Source organism: Nonomuraea sp. NPDC049400 (genome assembly GCF_044466425.1).
Taxonomy (GTDB): Bacteria; Actinomycetota; Actinomycetes; order Streptosporangiales; family Streptosporangiaceae; genus Nonomuraea.
This window is the reverse complement of the sequence record NZ_JBITMP010000008.1, coordinates 15,509-37,998: the sequence shown is the minus strand read 5'-3', so window position 1 is coordinate 37,998 and position 22,490 is coordinate 15,509. Positions and strand designations below refer to the sequence as shown.

25 protein-coding genes and 2 tRNA genes are annotated in these 22,490 nt (G+C 70.6%); 14 read left to right on the top strand and 13 right to left on the bottom strand.

The features are described from left to right. The gene (locus ACIBVN_RS13835) at positions 1-816 is read right to left on the bottom strand and encodes a thioesterase family protein (RefSeq protein ID WP_397136060.1); all 816 of its coding nucleotides are present in this window, start codon (positions 814-816) and stop codon (positions 1-3) included. Positions 817-863: 47 nt separating this feature from the next. On the opposite strand from ACIBVN_RS13835, the gene ACIBVN_RS13830 reads away from it, so the two are divergent. Next, positions 864-1,556, top strand: coding sequence for a TetR/AcrR family transcriptional regulator (locus ACIBVN_RS13830; protein WP_397136058.1), 693 nt, complete (start codon positions 864-866; stop codon positions 1,554-1,556). On the opposite strand, the gene ACIBVN_RS13825 is transcribed toward ACIBVN_RS13830, so the two are convergent. Further along, positions 1,553-2,380 carry a nuclease-related domain-containing protein gene (locus tag ACIBVN_RS13825; RefSeq protein WP_397136056.1) on the bottom strand — a complete coding sequence of 276 codons (828 nt, stop codon included), beginning with the start codon at positions 2,378-2,380 and terminating at the stop codon, positions 1,553-1,555. The genes ACIBVN_RS13830 and ACIBVN_RS13825 overlap by 4 nt on opposite strands. A 205-nt stretch (positions 2,381-2,585) precedes the next feature. On the opposite strand from ACIBVN_RS13825, the gene ACIBVN_RS13820 reads away from it, so the two are divergent. After that, on the top strand, positions 2,586-2,876 hold the full coding sequence (locus tag ACIBVN_RS13820) for a hypothetical protein (protein ID WP_397136054.1): 291 nt from the start codon (positions 2,586-2,588) through the stop codon (positions 2,874-2,876). Between the two features lie 7 nt (positions 2,877-2,883). Continuing rightward, on the top strand, positions 2,884-3,246 hold the full coding sequence (locus ACIBVN_RS13815) for a DUF5130 family protein (protein ID WP_397136053.1): 363 nt from the start codon (positions 2,884-2,886) through the stop codon (positions 3,244-3,246). Between the two features lie 22 nt (positions 3,247-3,268). On the opposite strand, the gene ACIBVN_RS13810 is transcribed toward ACIBVN_RS13815, so the two are convergent. From ACIBVN_RS13810 to pepN, 3 genes are all read right to left on the bottom strand, one after another. Next, positions 3,269-4,219, bottom strand: a complete 951-nt coding sequence (locus ACIBVN_RS13810; RefSeq protein ID WP_397136051.1) for a hypothetical protein — start codon at positions 4,217-4,219, stop codon at positions 3,269-3,271. 39 nt (positions 4,220-4,258) lie between these two features. Beyond that, positions 4,259-5,539: a serine/threonine-protein kinase gene (locus ACIBVN_RS13805; protein WP_397136049.1), complete on the bottom strand. Its 1,281-nt coding sequence runs from the start codon at positions 5,537-5,539 to the stop codon at positions 4,259-4,261. A 106-nt stretch (positions 5,540-5,645) separates the two neighbouring features. Then, entirely contained in the window at positions 5,646-8,210 is a 2,565-nt protein-coding gene (pepN, locus tag ACIBVN_RS13800) for an aminopeptidase N (RefSeq protein ID WP_397136048.1), read from the bottom strand. Between the two features lie 90 nt (positions 8,211-8,300). Between pepN and ACIBVN_RS13795 the strand changes: the two genes are divergently transcribed. Both ACIBVN_RS13795 and ACIBVN_RS13790 read left to right on the top strand, forming a co-directional pair. After that, positions 8,301-8,921, top strand: coding sequence for a disulfide bond formation protein DsbA (locus tag ACIBVN_RS13795; RefSeq protein WP_397136046.1), 621 nt, complete (start codon positions 8,301-8,303; stop codon positions 8,919-8,921). Positions 8,922-9,046: 125 nt separating this feature from the next. After that, positions 9,047-10,450 (top strand): aldehyde dehydrogenase family protein, encoded by a 1,404-nt coding sequence (locus ACIBVN_RS13790; RefSeq protein WP_397136044.1) that lies wholly within the window; start codon positions 9,047-9,049, stop codon positions 10,448-10,450. Between the two features lie 56 nt (positions 10,451-10,506). Here ACIBVN_RS13790 and ACIBVN_RS13785 read toward each other — a convergent pair whose 3' ends face one another. Continuing rightward, entirely contained in the window at positions 10,507-11,238 is a 732-nt protein-coding gene (locus ACIBVN_RS13785) for an SDR family oxidoreductase (RefSeq protein ID WP_397136042.1), read from the bottom strand. Positions 11,239-11,247: 9 nt separating this feature from the next. Then, positions 11,248-11,733: a peptide deformylase gene (gene def / locus ACIBVN_RS13780; protein ID WP_397136040.1), complete on the bottom strand. Its 486-nt coding sequence runs from the start codon at positions 11,731-11,733 to the stop codon at positions 11,248-11,250. Between the two features lie 91 nt (positions 11,734-11,824). On the opposite strand from def, the gene ACIBVN_RS13775 reads away from it, so the two are divergent. Beyond that, positions 11,825-12,292 (top strand): ribose-5-phosphate isomerase, encoded by a 468-nt coding sequence (locus ACIBVN_RS13775; RefSeq protein ID WP_349452178.1) that lies wholly within the window; start codon positions 11,825-11,827, stop codon positions 12,290-12,292. Here the strand turns inward: ACIBVN_RS13775 and ACIBVN_RS13770 are convergent. Next, positions 12,289-12,435 (bottom strand): hypothetical protein, encoded by a 147-nt coding sequence (locus tag ACIBVN_RS13770; protein WP_397136037.1) that lies wholly within the window; start codon positions 12,433-12,435, stop codon positions 12,289-12,291. The genes ACIBVN_RS13775 and ACIBVN_RS13770 overlap by 4 nt on opposite strands. 15 nt (positions 12,436-12,450) lie before the next feature. After that, entirely contained in the window at positions 12,451-13,680 is a 1,230-nt protein-coding gene (locus ACIBVN_RS13765) for a GNAT family N-acetyltransferase (protein WP_397136035.1), read from the bottom strand. 118 nt (positions 13,681-13,798) lie between these two features. On the opposite strand from ACIBVN_RS13765, the gene ACIBVN_RS13760 reads away from it, so the two are divergent. Further along, positions 13,799-14,914, top strand: a complete 1,116-nt coding sequence (locus ACIBVN_RS13760; protein ID WP_397136033.1) for a PP2C family protein-serine/threonine phosphatase — start codon at positions 13,799-13,801, stop codon at positions 14,912-14,914. A gap of 6 nt (positions 14,915-14,920) precedes the next feature. On the opposite strand, the gene ACIBVN_RS13755 is transcribed toward ACIBVN_RS13760, so the two are convergent. After that, positions 14,921-15,517, bottom strand: a complete 597-nt coding sequence (locus ACIBVN_RS13755; protein WP_397136031.1) for a response regulator transcription factor — start codon at positions 15,515-15,517, stop codon at positions 14,921-14,923. A 155-nt stretch (positions 15,518-15,672) separates the two neighbouring features. Here ACIBVN_RS13755 and ACIBVN_RS13750 point away from each other — a divergent pair, with 155 nt between their 5' ends. Next, entirely contained in the window at positions 15,673-16,977 is a 1,305-nt protein-coding gene (locus ACIBVN_RS13750) for a M50 family metallopeptidase (RefSeq protein ID WP_397136029.1), read from the top strand. 17 nt (positions 16,978-16,994) lie between these two features. Here the strand turns inward: ACIBVN_RS13750 and ACIBVN_RS13745 are convergent, their stop codons facing one another. Beyond that, positions 16,995-17,936, bottom strand: a complete 942-nt coding sequence (locus ACIBVN_RS13745; RefSeq protein WP_397136027.1) for a hypothetical protein — start codon at positions 17,934-17,936, stop codon at positions 16,995-16,997. A 186-nt stretch (positions 17,937-18,122) separates the two neighbouring features. Continuing rightward, positions 18,123-18,199, bottom strand: a tRNA-Pro gene (locus tag ACIBVN_RS13740). 89 nt (positions 18,200-18,288) lie between these two features. Here ACIBVN_RS13740 and ACIBVN_RS13735 point away from each other — a divergent pair. The 4 genes from ACIBVN_RS13735 to ACIBVN_RS13720 all read left to right on the top strand — a co-directional run bounded on the left by ACIBVN_RS13735 (position 18,289) and on the right by ACIBVN_RS13720 (position 20,362). Next, positions 18,289-18,362, top strand: a tRNA-Gly gene (locus ACIBVN_RS13735). 180 nt (positions 18,363-18,542) lie between these two features. Then, positions 18,543-19,079 carry a chloramphenicol phosphotransferase CPT gene (gene cpt / locus ACIBVN_RS13730; protein WP_397136025.1) on the top strand — a complete coding sequence of 179 codons (537 nt, stop codon included), beginning with the start codon at positions 18,543-18,545 and terminating at the stop codon, positions 19,077-19,079. Positions 19,080-19,142: 63 nt separating this feature from the next. After that, complete coding sequence (locus ACIBVN_RS13725) at positions 19,143-19,724, top strand: hypothetical protein (RefSeq protein ID WP_397136023.1); 582 nt, start codon at positions 19,143-19,145, stop codon at positions 19,722-19,724. A 2-nt stretch (positions 19,725-19,726) separates the two neighbouring features. Continuing rightward, positions 19,727-20,362 carry a uridine kinase gene (locus ACIBVN_RS13720; protein WP_397136021.1) on the top strand — a complete coding sequence of 212 codons (636 nt, stop codon included), beginning with the start codon at positions 19,727-19,729 and terminating at the stop codon, positions 20,360-20,362. Positions 20,363-20,409: 47 nt separating this feature from the next. On the opposite strand, the gene ACIBVN_RS13715 is transcribed toward ACIBVN_RS13720, so the two are convergent. Beyond that, positions 20,410-20,487 carry a 50S ribosomal protein bL37 gene (locus ACIBVN_RS13715; protein ID WP_372513659.1) on the bottom strand — a complete coding sequence of 26 codons (78 nt, stop codon included), beginning with the start codon at positions 20,485-20,487 and terminating at the stop codon, positions 20,410-20,412. 133 nt (positions 20,488-20,620) lie between these two features. Here ACIBVN_RS13715 and ACIBVN_RS13710 point away from each other — a divergent pair, with 133 nt between their 5' ends. Together ACIBVN_RS13710 and galT are read left to right on the top strand one after the other, a co-directional pair. After that, the gene (locus tag ACIBVN_RS13710; RefSeq protein WP_397136019.1) at positions 20,621-21,400 is read left to right on the top strand and encodes a DeoR/GlpR family DNA-binding transcription regulator; all 780 of its coding nucleotides are present in this window, start codon (positions 20,621-20,623) and stop codon (positions 21,398-21,400) included. Then, positions 21,397-22,488 carry a galactose-1-phosphate uridylyltransferase gene (galT, locus tag ACIBVN_RS13705; RefSeq protein ID WP_397136017.1) on the top strand — a complete coding sequence of 364 codons (1,092 nt, stop codon included), beginning with the start codon at positions 21,397-21,399 and terminating at the stop codon, positions 22,486-22,488. The genes ACIBVN_RS13710 and galT overlap by 4 nt, the downstream gene beginning before the upstream one ends. Positions 22,489-22,490: the final 2 nt, after the last annotated feature.

The following is a 22,490-nucleotide window of genomic DNA, read 5'->3' as shown; positions in this document are numbered from 1 at the left end:
TCAGGGCTGGGCAGGGAGCCGCACGGCGGCGAGCTGGGTCGACTGGCCCACCAGGCGGCCCTTGTCGTCCCAGATGTGCGCCGCCTCATCCATCCGGTCGCCGCCGACGTCCGTGGCCGACAGCCGTACCCTGATCGGCCCGGGAGCGGGCAGCCTGCGGATGTACGCCGACAGCTGGATCGTCGGCACCCACCCGGACAGCCCCAGGTCGAACGACACGGGCGGCACCGGGTCGAGCGCCACCAGCAGGCTCAGCGGGTCCCAGTCCGAGCCGTCGGCCAGCCGCTGCCAGCTCGCGATGACGCCGCGCCTGGCGGGGGCGCCGAACGCGAAGGACAGGTGCTCGGGAACGATGCGCTCCTCGACCACGGACATCAGCGGCACGGTGAGGTCCGTGCCCGGGGGATCGGTCGGGGCCAGGAAGCACCGGTCCTCGGGAGGCAGCTCGACCGGCTCGTGCGCCGACCACCAGGGGTCCGAGTCGTCCAGCAGACCGAGCGTGATGTGCGACTCGACGCGCGTGCGGCCCTCCTGCACCAGCGTGGCCCTGACCTGGGCCACGCTCCTGCCGACCCGCAGCGTCTCCACCTGCGCCAGGGCCTCGCCGGGCTCGGGCGGCTCGATGAAGGAGCCGCTGACCGCCGTCACGTGCGGATGGCCCGCGCCCGCCGCGCTCTCGGTCGCGGCCCTGGCGAGCACGGCCAGCAGGTAGCCGCCGTGCAGCCGGTTCCCGACGCTCCACTGGGCGTCCAGCACGGCATCGAACTCGCCGTCGCCGCGAGCGGTCAATGCGGTCGCTTCCCGAAAAGTCCCCATAGGAGATCAGCTTGACATCGTTAACCTGACGGCGTCAACCTGAGATCATGACCACCAGACGCGTACGTGCCAGACGCGGAGAAGGCATGCTGCTGCGGGAGGAGATCCTGCGCGCGGCGGAGGACCTGCTGGCCGAGTCGGGCAGCGAGGACGCGCTCACCCTGCGCGCGGTCGCCATGCGGGCAGGGGTGTCCACGCCGTCGGTCTACATGCACTTCGCCGACAAGGAGGCGCTCGTCGAAGCGGTGTGCATGCGGGTCTGGGGCGAGTTCGGCCGGATGTTCAGCGAGAACCTGGGCGGTGACCCGTTCATCGCCCTGGGCAAGTGCGGGCGCGCGTACGCCCGCTTCGCCCTGGAGCACCCGGTGCAGTACAGGGTGCTGATGATGCGGGCCTCAACGGGGCCGGGCGTGCCCCCGGCTGCCGCCGAGTGCTTCCGTCACATGGTGAACGCGGTCTCGGCCTGCGTGGAGACCCGCGTGCTCGAGGGCGATCCCGAGGAGGTCGCGCTGGGCCTGTGGTCGGCCGTGCACGGCTGCGTCTCCCTGCTGATCGCTCAGCCCTCGTTCCCGTGGCCGCGTGACAGGGAGGCGCTCATCGACCACATCGTGCGCATCGCCGGGTTCGGCACCGCGCTGTACTCGCGCCTGCCCCAGAAGCTGCCGCCGAGCGCGCAGCTGGCCGCCGCCCTGGACGACTTCGGCGCCCGACTGGCGTCGGACGCCGGAGAGCCGGCTTAGTCGTCGCCGTACCGGGCGGGGAGGACCTGGGCGGCGATGTCGTAGATCCGGTCGATCTCGCCGTCGGTCAGCGCCCGCTCCCGCTTGGTGATCCACCTGCGGGCGCGGTCGCCCTGGTAGACGTCCACGCCGCGGATGGTCATGATCTTCCACGGCACCGGGGGGCCGTAGATGGCGAGCGATGGCACGACCGAGACCTCGCGGCCGAACGACTGGGTGATCAGCTCGCTGGCCTGCGACGCCTCCCACTTGGCCTCGGTGAGGCGGGCCTTCTTGTCGAAGGGGCCGTGGAAGAGCTTCTTGCCCATCTGCACGCGTACCGGCAGGCGTTTGTCCCACTTCTCGGAGTCGACCGCGTACACGCCGGTCGGGCCCACCACGAGGTGGTCGATCTGGGCCTCGCTGTTGGGGATGGCCCTGGCGTGAAGCGTGCGGTAGCCGCTGCGCTCGAGCTTGCGCAGTTGCGCCTCGGTGCGGCGCTCCGCCACGGACGTCCGCCGCCAGGCCGGCACGGAGGAGTGGGAACGCGCGCGATAGACCGCCTCCAGGATGGCCGCGATCACACCCGCGGTCACGCCCACCCGCCAGTCGCTCACAAGGAAGCCCACCACCACGGCGACGGCGATCGCCAGCAGCACACGGTTGCGCAGGCGGCGAAAGCGTGGTTGTTGCAGCAGGCTACGCACGGACGCGCGTTCGACCGGCGCGTACGTGGAGGTGGGCGCCGAAGGCTTCGCGGCGGCGGTCTGCTCGCTCTCTGGCCGGTCGCTCACCCAGATCGGTGACGCGTTGTGACCGTCTTCTCGCTGGTTGTCGGAGTCCACGTAACTCACCGTAGCTCGGAGATCGGAACGATTCCTAGTGTTGCCCTGTCCATAGTTTTATGGCCCAGCTCATCGTGTTCCACGCGCGTTATGCGGGTATGTTCTACATTCTTCTCTAGAGATGTCGTCTCGCTTTTGATCTTACCTGGTGGACACTCCCGGGGTGGGGCTGGCCCGGTGCGAGCATCGGGATTACGTTTCTTGTGTGCACAGCGCGGGCGAGATTCTGCTCTTCCTCATCGGGGTGTCGTTGGGGCTGTTCGTGGTGATCAGCCTGCTGGTCATGCTGCCCGGCCGCGGGGCGCAGCGCCGGATCGAGTCCGGTCCGGTGTGGCTGGGCGGCCCGTCCAGGAGCGAGCGCGGCGTCAGCACCTCGAACCTGGTGCTGACCGACCGGGTGGCGCACTGGGCGGACGTCCCCGAGCACGACTGGGTGGCCGCCGCCGAGAGGGCCGAGCCCGGCAGGCACGTCGGCGGGGCCTCCGCCGGATGGTGAGGTGACGATGCGAGGACTGACCGTCGCCCAGGCCGACGACGTCAGACGGGCCATGCTCGCCGCGGAACGCCGCAGCGGGCTCCGCTTCGGGGTGTTCCTCGGGGAGCCGGTGGGCTCACGCCGCCACTTCGCCGAACGCCTGCACGCCGCACTGGGCGAGGAGGCAGGCGACGCCGTGGTGATCCTCGTGGACCCGCGCGGCCGCGCCCTGGAGATCGTGACGGGGGAGCGCGCCAGGAGGCGGCTGCCGGACGGGGCCTGCCGGTTGACGGCGATGTCGATGGCCACGGCGTTCAGCGTCGGCGACCTGGTGGGCGGCCTCCTCTACGGCATCGCCGCCCTCGCCGAACAAGCCACTGCCCGCCGCTGATCCCCGCAGCCTCCGGCGCTGGCTAGAGGCGTTCGAGGAGTCCCACGATGTGCTCGCTGACCCCGCTCAGCAGCGTCGCCGGCTCGATCGGCGCAGCCGCGATGGCCGAGAACAGCGCCGGCAGCCCAGGCAGCGGGAACCCGTCGTCCTTGAGGGCCGAGGCTCCGACGGCGTTCTTGTCGAGCGCGCCGCGGCTGCGTTCCCAGGCGTCAAGCACCTCCTCCGGCGACGGCACCCCGAATCCGTGCCCCACCGGAGCGGCGTGCCGCAACCGGACGAGCGGGGTCTCGGCGAAGGCGAGCGCCGTGCGGGCGCGGAGCTGAAGGTCGGCACGGGGCTCCGGCGAGATCCAGTCCATGGCCGTGCACGGGTTGCGGCAGGTGGCGACGCAGACGGCGAGCGCGCCGGCCACCTGGCTGTGCTGCCGGTCGAAGTACGCGCGCCAGCCCTCGGCGGGCTCCGTGGAGACCCGCAACGTCCGGTTGGTCGCGGACTGTTCGGACTTGGTGTGGTCGCACTCCCGGTCGCCGATCACGCCGAAGCGGCTCCCCGGCGCGCTCAGCCCGTCGGGCCAGCGGACGGGGTCGCCGGCGTGGCCGAGATGGGGCTCGAAGGCCAGCAGCGGCAGGTATTCGCTGGCGATGTGGACCGCGGCGATCATCGGGCTCAGCTCGCGCCGGTGCCACCGTACGGCGATCACCTCGAGCAGCAGGCCGTACGCGGGCCGCAACGAGTCGAGCGCCCCGCGGGGCTGCTCGCGCGGCGTCTGCGGCATGTGGCACGCCCGCGCGCGCCGCCGCAGGTCGGCCGGGACGCCCTTGGCCTCGGCCGCGAAGTCCTCCGCGTCGAGCGAGAGCAGCCGGTGGCCGAACTCGCACACTCCGGCGATCTCCGCGGTGGGCGCGAGTGCACCGAGGTCGGCGAAGGCATAGCGGTGGGCAAGAGCGATGAGCAGGTCACGAGTCGAGTCCACCCGACGACTCTCTCATGGCCGGCGAGCGGTTGAGAATGATCAAGGACACGGGGAGCGGATGCACTGGATCTCCCCCGTCGGGGCGCTGACCGTGGGGTCGGAGGACGGGGGCGGCTCCTCGGGGCCGGGCGTGGTCGGCTGCTCGGTCGGGGGCTTGGGCTCTGAGGTGGTCGGCGTGGGGGTGGGCGTCCTGGTCGGGGTGGTGCTGACCGTGGCGCTGGGGCTCGGCACGGGCGTGGTGGTGTGGCCCGGCTTGGAGGTGGGGACGCGCCTGGCCGGAGACGTGGAAGGCCTGGCGGCGCTCGAGGACGGCGGCGAGGTGAGCGCGGTGACCACGGTGACGTCCACGGTCGGCGGCACCTCCTCGGTGCTCGCCTGCTGGGCGGGCCGCAGCCAGATCGAGCCCGCCACGGCCGCCGAGACCACCACGGCGGCGGCCATCGTGAGCACCGCCCGCAGCGCGCGGTGGGGGCGCGGCGTGGGCTGCGGCGTGTCCGGGGCGGCCAGCGCCCTGCGGGCGGCCTCCGCCATCAGCGTGGCCGTCTGCCAGCGCCGGTCGGGCGTCTTCTCCAGCGCCCGCGACACCACCTGACGCGGCGCGGGCGGCACGTCGTCGGGCAGTCGCGGGACGGGGGAGTTGAGGTGCTTGAAGATGATCTGTACGGGCGTGTCGCCCTGGAAGGGCAGCCGGCCCGTCAGGCACTCGTACGCGACGACCCCGAGGGCGTAGACGTCGACCGCGGGCGTCACCTCGCTGGCCGTGGCCATCTCCGGAGCGCAGTAGCCGGCCGAGCAGAGCATCGTGCCCGTGGCCGTCAGGTGGCCTGCCGAGGCCGAGTGGGCGATGCCGAAGTCGGTGAGCACCACGCCGCCGTCGGGCCTGACCATGAGGTTGGCCGGCTTGACGTCGCGGTGGACGATGCCCTGCGCGTGCGCGGCGGCCAGCGCGTCGCCGACCTCGGCGACCAGCCGCATGGTGGCCGCGGGACCGAGCGGGCCGCGCCGCAGGACACGGTCGAGCGACTCGCCCTGGATGTACTCCATGACCAGGAAGCTCACCTGGCGGCCCTCGACGTCGCAGACGCCGTAGTCGTAGACGTCGACCACGCCTGGATGCCGGAGGGTGGCCATGGCCCGGGCTTCGTTCTGGAACCGCTGGGTGAACGCCGGGCTCTCGCTCAGCGCGGGCATGAGCACCTTGACCGCCACCGCCCGCCCGAGGACCGTGTCGTCGGCATGCCACACCTCGCCCATGCCGCCGCCGCCCAGGCGGCCGGCGAGCACGTAGCGATCATCGAGGGTGGTCCCGGCGCCCAGCACGTAACCGAGGCTAACACCGCACCTCAGCTGCCAACGTCAACTCGGTGAACCCCGCCCGGGCGCGAAAAGGCCCCCGCCGGCGGCGGGGGCCCTCGAAAGCGGCGCGTCAGGCGGACGCGGCGTCCTTCTCCCTGTTACGCAGCGCCCGGCTGACGCCGTCGGCGCCCTCCAGGATGAGCCGCCGCAGGGCCTGCGGCGGCTGCTCGGCCGCCAGGTAGTCCTCGGCCGCCTTCACGGTCTCCGGCTCGATGAGCAGCGCGGGGAAGCACCCCACCGCGAACGTCGACGCCTGGTCGAACGTCCACTCCCGGTAGATGCGCCCCACCTCGGCGAAGTACTTCTCCCGGTACGGCTCCACCAGCTCGGCGTGGTGCGGGTCCTGGAACCCCGTGATCGTCGTGCGCGCGATGTGGTTGGCCAGCTTGCCGCCCACCACCCGCTCCCAGGCGGCGGCCTTGGCCTCGGCCGTCGGGATCGCGGCCCGGCACAGCGCCGCCGAACGCTCACCCGTCGCCGTGGGGTCACGCTCCAGCTCGGCGTCGATGTCGGCCTCGCCCAGCCGCCCGCCGGAGACGAGCGCGTGCGTGAGCGTCCAGCGCAGGTCGGCGTCCACGCTCAGCCCGTCGGGGACCTCGGAGCCGTCCAGGATGCGCTGCAGCACGTCGAGGTCCGCGTCGGAGACGGCCACAGGCGCGAACGCTTGCAGGAACGCGAGCTGCTGGTCGGAGCCCGGAGCGGCCGAGCCGAGCAGCGAGCGCAGCTCCGCGGCCAGCACCGCCAGGCCCTCAGGCCGCCAGGCCGGGTCGGCGTACTGCTGCGTGGCCATGCGCGCCTGCCGCAGCACCGCCTGCAGGACCGTGATGTCCTTGAGCGTGCCGGCGCCCGAGACGACCAGCTTGACGTAGTCGCGGGTGGCCATCTCGCCGTCGCGGGTCATGTCCCAGGCCGCCGACCAGCACAGGGCCCGGGGCAGCGACTCGGTGAACGCCGTGATGCCGCCGTCGACCAGCGTGCGCATCGACCGCTCGTCGAGGCGGATCTTCGCGTAGGTCAGGTCGTCGTCGTTGAGCAGCACCAGGTCCGGCTGCTCCTCGCCGACGAGCTGGGCCACGCTCGTATGGGCGCCGACCACGTCCAGCTCGACCCGCTTCGTCCGCTTGAGCTCGCCGTCCACCAGCGAGTACAGGCCGATCGCGACGCGGTGCGAGCGCAGCGTCGGGTGCTCGGCGGGCGCCTCCTGCAGCACCTCGAAGCTGGTGAACCGGCCGCCGGACACCTCGAACGAGGGCCGCAGCGTGTTGACCCACGAGGTCTCCAGCCACTCCTTCGACCAGGACGACAGGTCGCGGCCTGAGGTCCGCTCCAGGGCGTTGAGCAGGTCCTTCAGCTCGGTGTTGCCCCAGGCGTGCTCGGCGAAGTAGTCGCGCACGCCGGCCAGGAAGTTGTCCAGGCCGACGTAGGCCACGAGCTGCTTGAGCACCGAGGCGCCCTTGGCGTACGTGATGCCGTCGAAGTTGACCTCGACCGCCTGCATGTCCGGGATGTCCGCGGAGATGGGGTGGGTCGAGGGCAGCTGGTCCTGGCGGTAGGCCCAGGACTTCTCCACGTTCGCGAACGTGGTCCACGCACCCTTGCCCCACCTCGTGGCCTCGGCCTGGGCGAGGACGGACATGTAGGTGGCGAACGACTCGTTCAGCCACAGGTCGTCCCACCAGCGCATGGTGACGAGGTCGCCGAACCACATGTGCGCCATCTCGTGCAGGATCGTCTCCGCGCGCCGCTCGACCACCGCGTCGGTGACCCGGGAGCGGAAGACGTAGTCCTCCAGGAACGTGACACAGCCCGCGTTCTCCATGGCACCGGCGTTGAACTCGGGCACGAAGCACTGGTCGTACTTCCCGAACGGGTAACGCACCCCGAACACCCGGTGGAAGAAGTCGAAGCCCTGCCTGGTGACCTCGAGGATGTTGTCGGGGTCGAGGTGCTCGGCCAGCGAGGCGCGGCAGTAGATCCCCAGCGGGATGCCGTCGTGCTCGGAGGTCACCTTGTGGTAAGGCCCGGCTACCAGCGCGGTGATGTAAGTCGACATGACCTGAGTGGGCGGGAACTCCCACCGCCTGGCCGCCGGCACCGTGCCGTGCTTGCCGCTCTGCTCGGGCAGCTCCTCGACCTTGGAGACGGCGGCGTTGGAGACGACCTCCCAGTCGGCCGGGGCCAGCACGGTGAGCTGGAACGTGGCCTTGAGGTCGGGCTGGTCGAAGCAGGCGTACATGCGGTGCGCGTCGGCCGTCTCGAACTGGCTGTGCAGGTAGACCTTCTTGTCCACCGGGTCGACGAAGCGGTGCAGGCCCTCGCCCGTGCGCATGTAGCTGCAGTCGGCGTCCACGCGCAGCTCGTTGGCCTCGGCCAGCGAGGGGAGCGGGAAGCGCCCCTTGTCGGCGTCGTACGCCGACACGTCGAGGTCCTTGCCGTTGAGCGTCACCTTGCGCACGTTTGCGCCGTGCAGGTCGATGAAGGTGGACTCGCCCGGGCGGCTGTTGGTGAAGTGGACCGTCGTGACGCTCTCGAAGCGCTCGTCTCCCTCCGTCAGGTCGAGTGCGACCTCGTACGACTCGACCTTCAACAGGCGGGCGCGCTCACGAGCCTCGTCCCGGGTCAGGTTGCCTGCCAAGTTGCGCTCCTTTTCACCACTTCATCGAAGTTTGCCGGTATGTACCCGTGATGGGAATATGCCTTGGTCCACCTCAGGTTATGGCCACACGTGACTGAAAAGATTCCCGTGGACCTGTGGTTCGATCCTGCCTGTCCCTTCGCATGGGTGACGTCACGGTGGCTTCTCGAAGTCGAGAAAGTACGCCCGGTCCAGCCGCGCTGGCGCATCATGTCCCTCTCCGTCCTGAACGAGGACAAGGACGTCCCGGACGAGTACCGCGAGTCGACCAAGCGTGCCATGGGCACCGTCCGCGTGGTGGCCGCGGCCGCGGCCAAGCACGGTGAGCAGGTCGTCGGCCCGCTCTACACCGAGCTCGGCACCCTCCTGCACAACCAGGGCCTGGGCAAGGAGCCGGAGCGCCTGCGCGAGATCAGGGAGCGCGCGCTCGAGGCCGCGGGGCTCGAGAAGGAGCTCGCCGACGCCGCCGACTCCGAGGAGTGGGACGAGGCCATCCGGGCCTCGCACAACGAGGGCATCGACCTCGTCGGCCAGGAGGTCGGGACGCCGGTCATCCGCGTCGGCGCCAACGCCTTCTTCGGACCCGTGATCACCAAGATCATCCGAGGTGAGGACGCGGGCCGGCTCTGGGACGGTGTGCTGGCTGTCACTGCGTTCGATGACTTCTTCGAGCTGAAGCGCAGCCGGACGAAGCGGCCGCAATTCGACTAAGGGCCTCATCCCCCAGGGCAATCATCGTACGCTGACGGAAGAACGCTGCTTGCGGTGTAAGAGACTTATCCCTGGATCAGGCTGGGCCTTACGTGCCGTCCTGACATGCTGACAGGATGGTGGCTATGCGTCAGCTGTACATCGGCGGCTCCTGGACCGCTTCAGCGTCGGACGAGTCCATCGAGGTCGTCAATCCGGCCACGGAAGAGATCATCGACCGGGTGCCCGCAGGGTCCCCCGATGATGTCGAGGCCGCCGCGGCAGCTGCCAGAAGAGCCTTCCCCGGCTGGGCCGACATGGCCGCCGCGGAGCGCGGCAAGCTCCTCGGCGACGCCGCCGAGCTGCTGAAGCAGCGCTCCGAGGAGATCGCCAAGACCATCGCGACCGACATGGGCTCGCCGCTGGGCTTCGCGCTCAAGGTGCAGACGCTCATGCCGGCCACCGTTCTGTCGTCCTACGCGCAGATGGCCGAGAGCTATCCCCGCGAGTCGCGCATCGGCAACTCGATGGTGGTCAAGGAGCCGATCGGGGTGGTGGCGGCGATCACCCCGTGGAACTACCCGTTGCACCAGATCGTGTGCAAGGTGGGCCCGGCGCTGGCCGCCGGCTGCACCGTGGTGCTCAAGCCGAGCGAGGTGGCGCCGCTGGCGGCGTACGCGCTGGCGGAGATCTTCGCCGAGGTGGGCCTGCCCCCAGGCGTGTTCAACCTGGTCAGCGGGCGTGGCCCGGTCATCGGCGAGGCCATGGCCGCCCACCCCGAGGTGGACATGGTCTCCTTCACCGGCTCGACGACGGCCGGGCGCAGGGTGGCCTCGCTGGCCGCGGAGTCCGTCAAGCGGGTCGCGCTCGAGCTCGGGGGCAAGTCGGCGAACATCATCCTGCCCGACGCCGATCTGGCGCTGGCTGTCAAGGTCGGCGTGGCCAACTGCTTCGTCAACGCCGGCCAGACCTGCTCGGCCTGGACCCGCATGATCGTCCACCGCGACCAGTACGACGACGCCGTCCGGCTGGCCGTCGAGGCGGCGCGCGGCTACACCGTGGGCGACCCGTTCGACGAGTCGACCAGGATCGGCCCGCTGGTGTCCGCGATCCAGCGCGACCGCGTGGTCCGCTACATCAACCGGGGCCAGGAGGAGGGCGCCAGGCTCGTGGCGGGCGGCACCGAGCGGCCGCACGACCGGGGCTACTACGTCGAGCCCACGGTGTTCGCGGCGGTGGAGCCCGGGATGACGATCGAGCAGGAGGAGATCTTCGGGCCCGTGCTGTCGCTCATCCCGTACACGGCCGAGGACTCCGCCGTCCAGATCGCCAACGGCACGAAGTACGGCCTGGCGGGGGCGGTCTGGTCGGGCGCCGAGGAGCGGGCGGTCGCGGTCGCCCGGCGGCTGCGCACGGGCCAGGTGGCCATCAACGGCGGCCGGTTCAACCCGCTGGCGCCGTTCGGCGGCTACAAGCAGTCGGGCGTGGGGCGCGAGCTGGGCGAGCAGGGGCTGGAGGAGTACCTCGAGACCAAGGCCATGCAGTTGTGACACCCGGAGCGGGAGGGGCGCGCCGGGGTTGGGGCGCGCCCCGGAGTGAGTGCCGGTCAGACGAGCAGACCGCCGCTGGCGATCAGGTTCTGGCCGGTGATCCAGCGTGAGTCGGGGCCGGCCAGGAAGGCGACCACGGAGGCGATGTCGTCAGGCTGCCCGAGCCGTTGCAGTGCCGTGAACGCCGCGGTCTGCGCCAGCGCCTCCGGCGGATTGGCGCCTCGCAGCATGTCGGTGTCGGTGGCGCCGGACGAGACCGCGTTGACGGTGATCCCGCGCCCGCCCAGCTCCCGCGCCGCCACCTTGGCGAACTGCTCGATGGCCGCCTTGCTGCCGCAGTAGAGCGACAGGGCGGGAGCGGGCACCTGGGTGTTGAGCGTGGAGATGTTGACGATGCGCCCGCCGTCGCGCATCACCCGCGCGGCCCACTGCATGGCCAGGAAGACCGAGCGGGCGTTGACCGCGAACACCCGCTCGTACTCCTCGTCCGTGATCTCCGCCATGGGCTTCTGCCCGAGCACGGCGGCCGCGTTGTTGACCAGGATGTCGAGCCCGGGCAGCCGCGACTCGGCCGCGCTGAACAGCCGCGCCAGGTCCTCCTTGCTGCCCAGATCCGCCTGTACGGCGTGCGCGCCCGTCTCCTTGGCGACCTGCTCGGCGGCCTCCGCTGAGCGCTCGTAGCAGAAGACCACCTCCGCTCCGTCGGAGGTCAGCCGCTCCACGATGGCCTTCCCGATGCCCCTGGATCCCCCTGTGACCAATGCGCCTTTCCCGGAAAGTATGCTCATTCGATCAATCTATGCTCTGAGCATGATCTTGCGCGCCTCGTTTCGCGGCAGGCGATCCACGTAGAGCTTGCCGTCCAGGTGCTCGGTCTCGTGCTGGAAGCAGCGTGCCAGCGACCCGCGGGCCTTGATCCGCACCGGGCGCTGCAGCCTGTCGAGGCCCTCGACGCTCACGCCCGCGGCGCGCCCGACCGGGGCGTAGATCGGCTGGCGCGTCTGGCGATCCGGCACGGACAGGCAGCCCTCCTCGTCCATCACCTCTTCGTCGTCGTCGACGGTCAGCGCCGGATTGATCACGTGGCCCTTGCGCCCGGCGATGTCGTACACGAACAGCCGCCTCGACACGCCGATCTGCGGCCCGGCCAGGCCCACGCCGTTGACCGCGTACATCGCCTGGAACATCTCCTCGATCAGCCGGCGCAGCTCGCGGTCGAAGTCCGTCACGGGGTCGGCGGGCGTGCGCAGGACCGGATCGCCGATGACGCGGATCTCACGCATGAGTCTCTACTTTCGTAAGGGGTGGACAACCGTTGGGGTCCTTACTCTAGCCAGCGACTCTCATCGGCGGGGCCTGTGGAAGACTGGGCGGGTGCGTGTCTACATCGGTGCCGACCATGCCGGCTATGAGCTCAAGAACCACCTCGTGTCCTGGCTCAAGGACCACGGTCACGAGGTGACCGACTGCGGTCCCTTCGTCTACGACCCCGAGGACGACTACCCGGCGTTCGTGCTGCGCGCGGCCGAGGGCGTCGCGGGTGACCCCGCGAGCCTGGGGGTGGTGATCGGAGGTTCGGGCAACGGCGAGCAGATCGCCGCCAACAAGGTGCGCGGCATCCGCGCGGCCCTGGCCTGGAGCGATGAGACGGCCCGGCTGGCCCGCGAGCACAACAACGCCAACGTGATCAGCGTCGGCGCGCGCATGCACTCCACCGAGGAGGCCACCGGTTTCGTCGAGGTCTTCCTGGCCACGGCCTTCTCCGGCAGCGAGCGGCACAGCAGGCGCATCGCCCAGCTGACCACGTACGAGACGATCGGCCAGCTGCCCTCGCTGCCCTAACCCTTGCGCTTGGCCTCGCGCTTGGGCATCTCGTCGCGCAGAGGCCGCCGGTCGGCGGCCTCCTGCTGCTCCTTCGACGGTCTGGACACCTCGCGGGCACGCATGGCGATGGTCGCGGTGATCTGCAGGCTTTGCAGGGCCATGCGTCCGACTCTACGTCAGAACACCAGACCCGCCCACGGTTTCGGGCTCCACGACATCGCGGTGGCCAGCGCGCGCACCGAGCCGGGGGTGTGCTCGCGCAGCAGGCCCGCCTCCAGCGACTCCGCGAGCAGGCCGGCGCCCAGGTACGCCGAGCCCAGCGCGGACACCGGCAGCGTCACGTCCGGCTCGTCCTCGACCTGCTTGCACTTGGCGCCCGCCGGGTCGGCGGTGAGCCGCCAGCGTCCCGCGTTCCACGGGCACACGTCGTCCTCGACCTCGATCACCACGTCGACCGAGGCCGAGTAGGCGCGTGCGGCCAGCGCCTTGTCCACCTCGACCAGGCGTATCCACAGCTCGTCGTGCATCCTCGCGCACAGCCGGCGCTGGTCGGCGACCAGCGCGATCAGCGGGTCGTCCACCGGTCTGCCGCCAGACTGGATCTCGGAGACCAGGTCGCGGTCCAGGATGCTGCGCCAGAGCAGGGCATAGGCGGCCGGGTCGGTCGCCTCCAGTTCCTGCAGCTTCAGCTCCCCGGCGGGCAGACCGTTCGTGTCCCAGTCCGCCTTGACGCGGAACAGCGCGTAACCGCGCAGACCGCCGTCGTCCTCGGCGAGGACGGAGCGCAGCGGCCCGTTCCCGTGCTGGTCGGCTTCCTCGTCGGCCAGTACGTCGTCCCAGATCGCGGGCTTGCGGTCGTAGCGGCCGGGCCGCCGGGTCGCCACGGAGGCGAACAGGCTCTCCAGGTCCGCGCGTACGTCGGCGGGGCTGGCCACCCTGATCCGGAGCGACGGGTCCGTCGGAGCGTTCTTGACGAATGCCGAGCGGGTCTTGTCGATGCGGAAGAACAGGGACTGCGAGGCACGGCCGTACCCGTAGCGGCCGTAGATGGCCGACTCGGAGGCGTACAGGGCGGCGACGCTCTCGCCGCGCTCGCGGACGTCGGCGAGCTGCCTGCGCATCAGCGCGGACAGGATGCCGCGGCGGCGGTGCGAGGGCAGCACGCTGACGCTCGTCACGCCCGCGACGGGGAGCCGGCCTCCGGGCACCGTCATCGTGAAGCTCAGGATGGAGGTGACCCCTGCGATCAGGTCGCCGTCGAAGGCCGCCAGAGTGCGGTCAAGCTCGGTCTGGGCCTTCCACCGCTCCGCCTGCCGCGGCTGTGGTCTCCAGTTGAACCCTTCATCGAGCACCCGCGTGTAGGCGGGCCACTCGGATTCGTCAATCGGACGGATCGGGTACGTCATTCGTCCACGGTAGGAGCGGGCAAAGGGGGAGAGCCACCCATTATCCGTGCTTAATGATCAAGGGCTTGGTCAAGTGGGCTGCCCAAACACGGGTCAGACCGATACAGTCAGGGCCATCATGAGTTCCCGACCGGCGCCGTTGATCCCGCCACGGGTCCGTGCGGTCCTGGTGCGGGTGCCCTTTCTGGTGGCTGCTGTGCGGTTCGCCCGCCGCGGACCGCTGGCCCGCGACCGCAACCTGCTCATCACGCTGACCACGCTGGCCCTGGTCATCGGGGTCCTGGCGGCGAAGGTCTCCACCGAGTGGTTCTCGCCGTCGCTGCTCATCCTGGTCACGCTGATCGGCGGCCTCCAGCTCCGGCTGCGCAGCCTGATCAAGCTGCTGGTGGCGGTCGGGGTCGCGCTCGGCTACATCGCGATCACGCTGGGCGTGGCCCGCATCGGGCTGGGACTCACGGTGACAGTCGCGTTCACCACCGTGCTCGCCGTGCTGATGGCCCGGACCAGGGGCAAGCTGGGCGTTCAGGGGCTGCGTGGCGACGCGATGCTGCTGGAGCTGCGCGACCGGCTCAAGAGACAGGGCGAGCTGCCCCCGATGCCGAAGGACTGGGGCGCCAAGGTGGTGCTCAAGCAGGCCGGCGGGTCCTCGTTCGGCGGCGACTTCCTGGTCTCCATGCGCGACGGCAACTCCGTCGAGATCGCGCTGGTCGACGTGTCCGGCAAGGGGGTCGACGCGGGCACCAGGGCGCTGCTGCTGTCCGGCACGTTCGGCGGGCTGCTGGGCTCGGTCGACGACTTCCTGCCCGCGTGCAACACCTACCTGCACCGGCAGCGGGGCGACGAGGGGTTCGTGACCGCGGTCCATCTACGCCTCGACCTGGACACCGGCGACTACACGATCACCTCGGCCGGGCATCCGCCGGTGGTGAAGTTCGACGCGGGCACCGGGAGCTGGCAGGTCGCCTCGGCCAAGGGCGTCGTGCTCGGCGTGGTGCCCGACCTGCACTGCGAGCCCGACAGTGGCACCCTGCGCAAGGGCGACGCGCTGCTGCTGTTCACCGACGGGCTGATCGAGCAGCCGGGCCGCGACATCGACGCCGGGCTCGACCGGCTGCTCGGGGAGGCGGAGCGGCTGCTGCCCTCCGGGTTCCGCGACGGCGCGAGGGCGCTGGTCAACGCCATGGCCTCGGGGCACAACGACGACTGCGCGCTGGTGCTGATCTGGCGGCCCTAGCCGCCGTCACAACCATCCGCAGTCGCTGGCGATGCGTACGGCGTCGAGGCGGTTACGCGCACCTGTCTTGCCCATGATCCGCGACAGATGGTTACGCACGGTGCCGACCGACAGGAAAAGCTGATCGGCGATCTCCGCAGAGCGCGCGCCGCCCGCCGCGATGCGCAGCACGTCGAGCTCCCGCCTGGTCAGCGGGCTCGTGGCGCACTGGAGCGCCGCCACCGCCAGCTCGGCCTCGATGGCCTGGCGGCCCTCGGCGACCTGGCGCACGCCCTCGGCGAGCTTCTCGGGGCACACACACAGGCTCATGAACCCCAGCGCGGGCCCGGCCAGCACATCGCGCACCTGACCGGGGTTGGGCTGGGCGGACAGCATCAGCACCCCGCACCGCGGGGCCTGCTCGGCGAGCTGGGCGGCCACCGGCAGCCCCGGCAGGTCGAAGTCGACGACGGCCACGTCGGGCCCGCCGGCGAGCGCCGCCCGCACCACCTCCCCGGCGCTCCCGACCGCGGCGACGACACGCAGATCGGGCTCGGCGCCGAGGGTGGCGAGCAGGCCGCGGCGGACCAAGGGCAGGTGCTCGGCTATCAGTATCCGAATCAAGACGTCCCCCTCCGTCGTCACCCAGAGTGATTGTTTGGATGTGTACTGTCAATGCCTTCAAAAGGCGCAAAGCCGTGAAGGGCGGCTCGTTCGACTACTCTGGGGCTGTCGGACCCTGCGTCCGCCCCCTGTCGTCGGTTACGGAGCGCGCATAGATGAACTGGCTCTATCTCGTGGGGATCGTCGTCTTCCTGCTCGGGCTGATGTTCTCCATCGCCCTGCACGAGATCGGCCACCTGGTGCCGGCCAAGCTCTTCGGCGTCAAGGTGACCCAGTACATGGTCGGCTTCGGCGCCACGGCCTGGTCGCGGCGGAAGGGCGAGACCGAGTACGGCATCAAGTGGATCCCGTTCGGCGGCTACATCCGCATGATCGGCATGCTCCCGCCGCGCCCCGGCGACGATCCGGGCAAGCTCAGGAGCGCCTCGACGGGGCCGTTCCAGGGCCTCATCGACTCGGCGCGCGATGCCGCGCAGGAGGAGGTCCGCCCCGGCGACGAGGACCGGGTCTTCTACCGGAAGAAGTGGTGGCAGAAGGTCATCATCATGTCCGGCGGCCCGGCGATGAACTTCGTGCTCTCGTTCATCTTCTTCACCATCCTGCTGGTCGGCATCGGCCTGCCCACGTGGGCCCCGATCGTGTCGCCCGAGACCAACACGTGCGTGATCCCGATGTCCGAGCAGCGCAACACGTGCAAGGCCACCGACAAGCCCACCCCGGCCGCCCAGGCGGGCATGAAGCCCGGCGACCGCATGGTCTCCTTCGACAACCAGAAGATCAACTCCTGGGAGGACGCCACCCGCCTGATCCGCTCCCACGGCCCCGGCCCCGTCGCGCTCGGCATCGTCCGCGACGGCAAGCCGATGACGCTCAACGTCACCCTCATCGCCCAGGACCGCCCCAACCTCCAGGATCCGAAGAAGATCGACAAGAACGTCGGCTTCCTCGGCGTCCTGCCCACCGAGGTCATGGAGCGGCAGAGCGTCGGCCAGGTGCTCGGCTACATGGGCGAGCTGACGGGCCGGGTGGCGAGCTCGATCCTCAACCTGCCGGAGAAGATGGTCGGCGTCTGGCACGCGGCCTTCTCGGGCGAGAAGCGCGACCCCGAGGGCCCCGTCGGCGTCGTCGGCGCGGGCCGCATGGGCGGCGAGATCCTCGCCTCCGACCTGTCCAACGAGAAGAAGATCGCCATCTTCGTCAACCTGCTGGCCGGGTTCAATCTGGCGATCGGCATGTTCAACCTCATCCCGCTGCTGCCGCTCGACGGCGGCCACATCGCCGGCGGGCTGTGGGAGGGCATCAAGCGGGCGTACGCCAGGATCATGCGACGGCCTGAGCCGGCTTACGTGGACATCGCCAAGGTGCTGCCGCTGACATACGCGATCGCGTTGGTCATGGTGATCATGGCCGGCCTGCTGGTCTACGCCGACCTGGTCAACCCGCTCACGCTGACGGGCTGACGTCCCGCCTCAGCCACTCATGACGCCTCGCTGCCGCAGATGACCTCGCCGCCGTACCAGCCCCAGATGTAGTACACCGTGGCGAAGCCGACACCGGCCGCCGCGAGCCCGATGGCGGGGCCGTACAGCCCGAAGGCGCCGCAGCCCGTCGCCATCACGATCAGCCCGACGGACCCCCAGCCGGGCCGCGACCGCCGCCGGGCGGTCGCGGGCCGGGACTCCACCACCCACTTGCGCGGGGCCCGCCGCCGCAGTCTCCCGGCCGGCCACAGGCGGGTGCCGTCGTCCAGGAGCACCACCGCCCGGCGGAACGGCCAGCCGCCCACGTGGACCTGAACCGGTACGCCGTCCCGGCTCCGCTTGCGCCGGGGCATCCGGTCCAGCGCCGGGTCCCAGTAGACCCGCTGAAGGTAGCGCCGCACGGGCCCGCCGCCGACGGGCTCCGCGGTGAGGCGGAGGTAGCCCGCGAACCACCGGGCCCCTCTGGCCTCGGCGGTCAGCAGCCGGGGCGCGGCCCGCCAGACCGCCGCCGGCGCCCTGGCGGCGCGGAGGTTGAGCAGCAGCCGCGCGCCCAGAAGCAGCAGCAGGCCGGAGACGGCCGCGAGCAGGGCCAGCAGGATGCGCGCCTGCCAGTCGCCCGGCGGCGGGAACTCGCCGTCACGGCCGGGGAAGACCAGGTCGTCCGGCCGCCCCGGGTCGTAGCGGACGGCCAGGCCCACCCCCGGGCCCAGCTCGCGGTCGCCGCCGACCTGGACGAGCGTGACGTGCGCCACCCCGTCCGCGTCGAACCATTCGAGGTGGGCCGCCGTCTGGTTGTCGGCTCCGTCGAAGAACAACTCGACCACCGACGCCGTGGTACGCGCGGTCGCGCGCGCCTCCTGTGCCGACACGTCCAGCACCCGCGCGCCGAGAACGGCGACGGCGACGGACATGCCGAGCAGGAAACCCCCGAGTGACACCGCGTTCGTCCGTACCACCGAACGCCCCGCTAACCCCATAACGCACCCCGTTCCGCCCCCCGGCACGGTGACAACGGCCGGCGGCGGGGAAAAGTGCCGCCCAGGCTCGGACGCCGGCGGGCGAGGCGGCGGGAGCGTCTCCGGACAAGCAGAAGGCCCCTCCCGCTCGGGAGGGGCCTTCTGACCTGGTCGGGGCGACAGGATTTGAACCTGCGACTTCTTGCTCCCAAAGCAAGCGCGCTGCCAAGCTGCGCCACGCCCCGCCTCGTCGAGTGCGCATGCGCTCCGGGACTCCGGTACGCTTACGCCCTAACGACCGGATGAAGTCTAGACCAGAGTTCGACCGGTTCGCGCGGACGTAGCTCAATGGTAGAGCCCTAGTCTTCCAAACTAGCTACGCGGGTTCGATTCCCGTCGTCCGCTCCAAAGGCGAAAGGCCAGGTCAGCCCCATGAGGCGACCTGGCCTTCGTGATCTCTGCTACTTCTTCTCGATCTTTTGTGCCCGATGCCTGCTTCCGCGTTCCTTCCGTGCCCCTTCGGCGCCTGCTGCGGTGCGGGTCGATAACCAGTTGGAACGTGTAGGGCCAGCCCTCTAGTGTGGCGCGGTGGCCACTCAGATGATCGTGCTCAATGGCGGCTCCAGCTCGGGCAAGTCCGGGATCGTCCGGTGCCTGCAGGCGATCCTGCCGGATCCGTGGCTTGCCGTCGGAGTCGACACCATGGTCGAAGCGCTGCCCGCCTCCATGCGGGGATCGGATGCGGGGATCGAGTTCGCCCCCGACGGCCAGGTGATTGTCGGGCCGGAGTTCCTGGTCTTGGACGCGGCGTGGACGGCGGGGGTCGCCGCGATGGCCCGCGCGGGCGCTCGAGTCATTGTGGATGACGTGTTCCTCGGCGGGGCGGCATCCCAGGAACGGTGGCAGAAGGCTCTTGTCGGGCTGGACGTGCTCTGGGTCGGCGTCAAGTGCGACAGCGCGGTCGCCGCGGGCCGTGAGATCGCCCGGGGCGATCGTGTCGGGGGAATGGCCGCATTGCAGGCAGAGGTGGTCCACGAGGGCGTGGTCTACGACCTGGTGGTGGACACCACGCATACCGAGTCGCTGGTGTGTGCGCAGACCATCGCCGCCCGGGTGCGGCGTTAGGGCCGGCATGACGGGGGCGGCGGCTTCATGATCTCGGCAGGTGGTTCGGCTTATACTCCGGGAATGGTGCCAGCGAAGGTCTGCGGAGTCCCCACCCGGCACGAAGGCGATCCGGATCGGGTGGCCGTCCTGCTTCCTGGCGCGGCCTACGTGCCGGCCCGCCCGCTCCTCCACTTCGCCCGCGCGGTGCTCGCGCACCACGGGTGGACCGTGCAGGAGGTCTGGTGGGAGCCGCCCGCGGGTGGCGCCCTCGCCGAACGTGAGGCGTGGGTCGTCGAGCGGGCGCGCGAGGCCGTGGAGGCGGAGAGCGCCGGTCAGGTGCTGCTGGTGGGCAAGTCGCTCGGCTCGCTCGCCGCACCGTTCGCCGCCGAACGGGGCCTGCCCGCCATCTGGCTCACCCCGTTGCTCACCATGGAGTCCGTCATCGGGGCACTGCGGCGGAGCGAGGCTCCCACGCTGCTGGTCGGCGGGGCGGCCGACAAGGCGTGGGACGGTGAGGTCGCGCGGGGCCTGGGGCACCCGTACCTCGAGGTCCCGGACGCCGACCACGGTATGGAGATCTTCGGGGACCCGGTCGCCTCGGCCCAGGTGCTCACGGATGTGACGGAGGCCATGCACCGGTTCGTGGCGGGGCTGCGCGCGTAGGCATGCGTTGGCGAGCGATCTCCCGCGACGCCCTCGTCGAGGAACTGGCGGAAAGGATCGCCGCGCGGCGGGGATGGGTTCGGGTGGCCGTGGACGGCGCGCCGGCCGCGCGTCCCGAGACGTTGGCCGACGAGCTCGTCGCGCCGCTGCGGCTGCGCGGGAGGCCCGTGCTGCGCGTGTCGGCGGGTGACTTCCTGCGGCCCGCGTCGCTGCGGCTGGAGCACGGCAGGACCGACCCGGACGCCTTCTACGAGGACTGGCTCGACGCCAAGGCGCTCACCAGGGAGGTCCTCGAGCCCCTGGACCCGGGCGGCTCGGGGCAGGTGCTGCCGCGGCTCTGGGACAGCCGCATCGATCGGGCGTACCGGGCGCCGTACCAGGAGTTGCCTCCGGGAGGGGTGCTGATCGTCGACGGGACGCTGCTGCTCGGGCGGGGGCTGGCGTTCGAGGTGAGCGTGCACGTGTGGCTGTCGGTGGGGGCGCTGGAGCGCGCAACGCCCGAGGACGAGCTGTGGCGGCTGCCCGCCTATGAGCGGTACGAGCGGGAGGCACGGCCCCAGCAGGCCGCCGACGTCGTGGTCAGGGCCGATCACCCGGACCGGCTCGCCGTGCGGCTGACGCCGGACGGCGGCGCGTAAGCGGCGCAGACAAAGGAGGGTGGCCGCCGGGAAAGGCGGCCACCCGATCAACGCGCCGTGGGGCGCTTGCCGTGGTTAGCCTTTTTCTTCTTGCGTGCCCTGCCCTTGCGTGCGCGCCTGGCCATAGCTCGCCTCCGATGATCGGCCGGAACCAGAGCGTCTCCCGCCTGCCCTGACCAGCGCAAGCGCACCACGCGAACTAACATTCCCCAACAATTCCGTGTCATAATTTGGTGGAATCTGTTGGAAGGAGCGGGTGTGCTCGCACAGCAGCGTCAGCAGACGATCCTCGAACGCGTGCGCAGCAACGGCGGAGTCCGGGTCGCGGACCTCGTTCGCGAGCTCGGCGTCTCCGACATGACGATTCGCCGCGACCTCGAGGTGCTGGCCGAGCGCGGGCTGCTGGAGAAGGTCCACGGCGGCGCCACCGCCCTCGGTCCGGGCTCGACCGAGGAGCCGGGCTTCACCGCCAAGTCGGCCCGCCAGCAGCAGGAGAAGGAGGCCATCGCGCGGCGCGCGGCCGGCCTCGTCAGGCCGGGCACGGCCGTGGCGCTCTCGGCGGGGACCACCACGTGGGCGCTGGCCCGCCACCTGATCGGCGTACCCGAGCTGACGGTGATCACCAACTCGATCCCCGTCGCCGAGGTCTTCCACCGGAACCCGCGTTCTGACCGCACGGTCGTGCTGACCGGCGGTGTACGCACGCCGTCCGACGCCCTGGTGGGCCCGGTGGCCGTGGCCGCGATCCGCCGCCTGCACGTGGACACGCTCTTCCTCGGCGTGCACGGGATGAGCGTGCGGGCCGGGTTCACCACGCCCAACCTGCTGGAGTCGGAGACCGACAGGGAGCTGGTGGCGGCCGCCACCAAGCTGGTCATCCCCGCCGACCACACCAAGTGGAACACGGTCGGCATCAGCACGATCGCCGAGCTGAGCGAGGCCGACGTGGTCATCAGCGACGCGGGACTGCCCGAGGACGCACGCACGGAGCTGGCCGAACGGGCCGGAGAACTGATCATCGCGGAGGGCTCGCCTTGAAGCGCACCATCACCCACCTGGCCGACGGCCGAGAGCTGATCTACTTCGACCGGCGGGACGACGCCGACAGGAGCGCGATCGACCGGCGCATGCTCGACCCGCGGCCGGTGGCCTCCGAGCTGCGTTACGACCCGCTGACCGAGGAGTGGATCGCGATCGCGGGGCACCGGCAGACGCGCACGTTCCAGCCGACGGGCACGGCGAGCGAGTGCCCGCTGTGCCCGTCGTCGGACACCCGGTCGTCGGAGATCCCGGCGCACGACTACGACGTGGTGGTGTTCGAGAACCGGTTTCCCTCCTTCTCCGGAAATTTCGGGACTTATTCGGAAGTGGGTGGCTTGAGCGAGGTGCGGCCGGGAGCGGGGCGGTGTGAGGTGGTCTGCTTCACCTCTGAGCACTCGTCCTCCTTCTCCCGGCTCTCCACCGACCAGGTGGAGCTGGTCATGGAGGCGTGGGCCGACCGCACGGCCGAGCTGTCCGGGATCGAGGGCGTGGAGCAGGTCTTCTGCTTCGAGAACCGGGGTGAGGAGATCGGCATCACGCTCGCCCACCCGCACGGCCAGATCTACGGCTACCCGTACGTCACGCCCAGGACCAAGCTCCAGCTCGCCGCCGCCAAGCGGTACTCGAAGGGCAACCTGTTCGCCGACGTGCTGGCCGCCGAGCGGGCCGAGGGGACGCGCGTGGTGGCCGCCAACGAGCTGTGGACGGCGTTCGTGCCCGCCGCCGCACGGTGGCCGTACGAGGTGCACATCTACCCGCACCGGCAGGTGCCCGACCTGGCCGCGCTGTCGGAGGCGGAGCGCTCGGCGTTCGCGCCGCTCTACACCTCGGTGCTGCGGGCCTTCGACGACCTGTTCGGCGTCGTGATGCCGTACATCTCGGCCTGGCACCAGGCGCCCGTACGGCAGGACCGTGAGCTCGCGTACCTGCACCTGGAGCTGTTCAGCATCAGGCGGGCGCCGGGCAAGCTCAAGTACCTGGCCGGCTCGGAGTCGGCGATGGGCGCTTTCGTGAACGACGTGCTGCCGGAGGAGGCCGCGCGTATGATTCGATCACAAGTAGATCACTATCAGATTTCTTATTAGGG

Coding starts and splice junctions, on each gene's coding strand:
- ACIBVN_RS13790 (WP_397136044.1), top strand. CDS start 9,047: ATGCGTCAGCTGTACATCGGCGGCTCCTGGACCGCTTCAGCGTCGGAC.
- ACIBVN_RS13760 (WP_397136033.1), top strand. CDS start 13,799: ATGAGTTCCCGACCGGCGCCGTTGATCCCGCCACGGGTCCGTGCGGTC.
- ACIBVN_RS13770 (WP_397136037.1), bottom strand. CDS start 12,435: ATGGCCCTGCAAAGCCTGCAGATCACCGCGACCATCGCCATGCGTGCC.
- ACIBVN_RS13835 (WP_397136060.1), bottom strand. CDS start 816: ATGGGGACTTTTCGGGAAGCGACCGCATTGACCGCTCGCGGCGACGGC.
- ACIBVN_RS13765 (WP_397136035.1), bottom strand. CDS start 13,680: ATGACGTACCCGATCCGTCCGATTGACGAATCCGAGTGGCCCGCCTAC.
- ACIBVN_RS13725 (WP_397136023.1), top strand. CDS start 19,143: ATGGTGCCAGCGAAGGTCTGCGGAGTCCCCACCCGGCACGAAGGCGAT.
- ACIBVN_RS13720 (WP_397136021.1), top strand. CDS start 19,727: ATGCGTTGGCGAGCGATCTCCCGCGACGCCCTCGTCGAGGAACTGGCG.
- def (WP_397136040.1), bottom strand. CDS start 11,733: ATGCGTGAGATCCGCGTCATCGGCGATCCGGTCCTGCGCACGCCCGCC.
- ACIBVN_RS13830 (WP_397136058.1), top strand. CDS start 864: ATGACCACCAGACGCGTACGTGCCAGACGCGGAGAAGGCATGCTGCTG.
- ACIBVN_RS13785 (WP_397136042.1), bottom strand. CDS start 11,238: ATGAGCATACTTTCCGGGAAAGGCGCATTGGTCACAGGGGGATCCAGG.
- ACIBVN_RS13750 (WP_397136029.1), top strand. CDS start 15,673: ATGAACTGGCTCTATCTCGTGGGGATCGTCGTCTTCCTGCTCGGGCTG.
- ACIBVN_RS13815 (WP_397136053.1), top strand. CDS start 2,884: ATGCGAGGACTGACCGTCGCCCAGGCCGACGACGTCAGACGGGCCATG.
- ACIBVN_RS13715 (WP_372513659.1), bottom strand. CDS start 20,487: ATGGCCAGGCGCGCACGCAAGGGCAGGGCACGCAAGAAGAAAAAGGCT.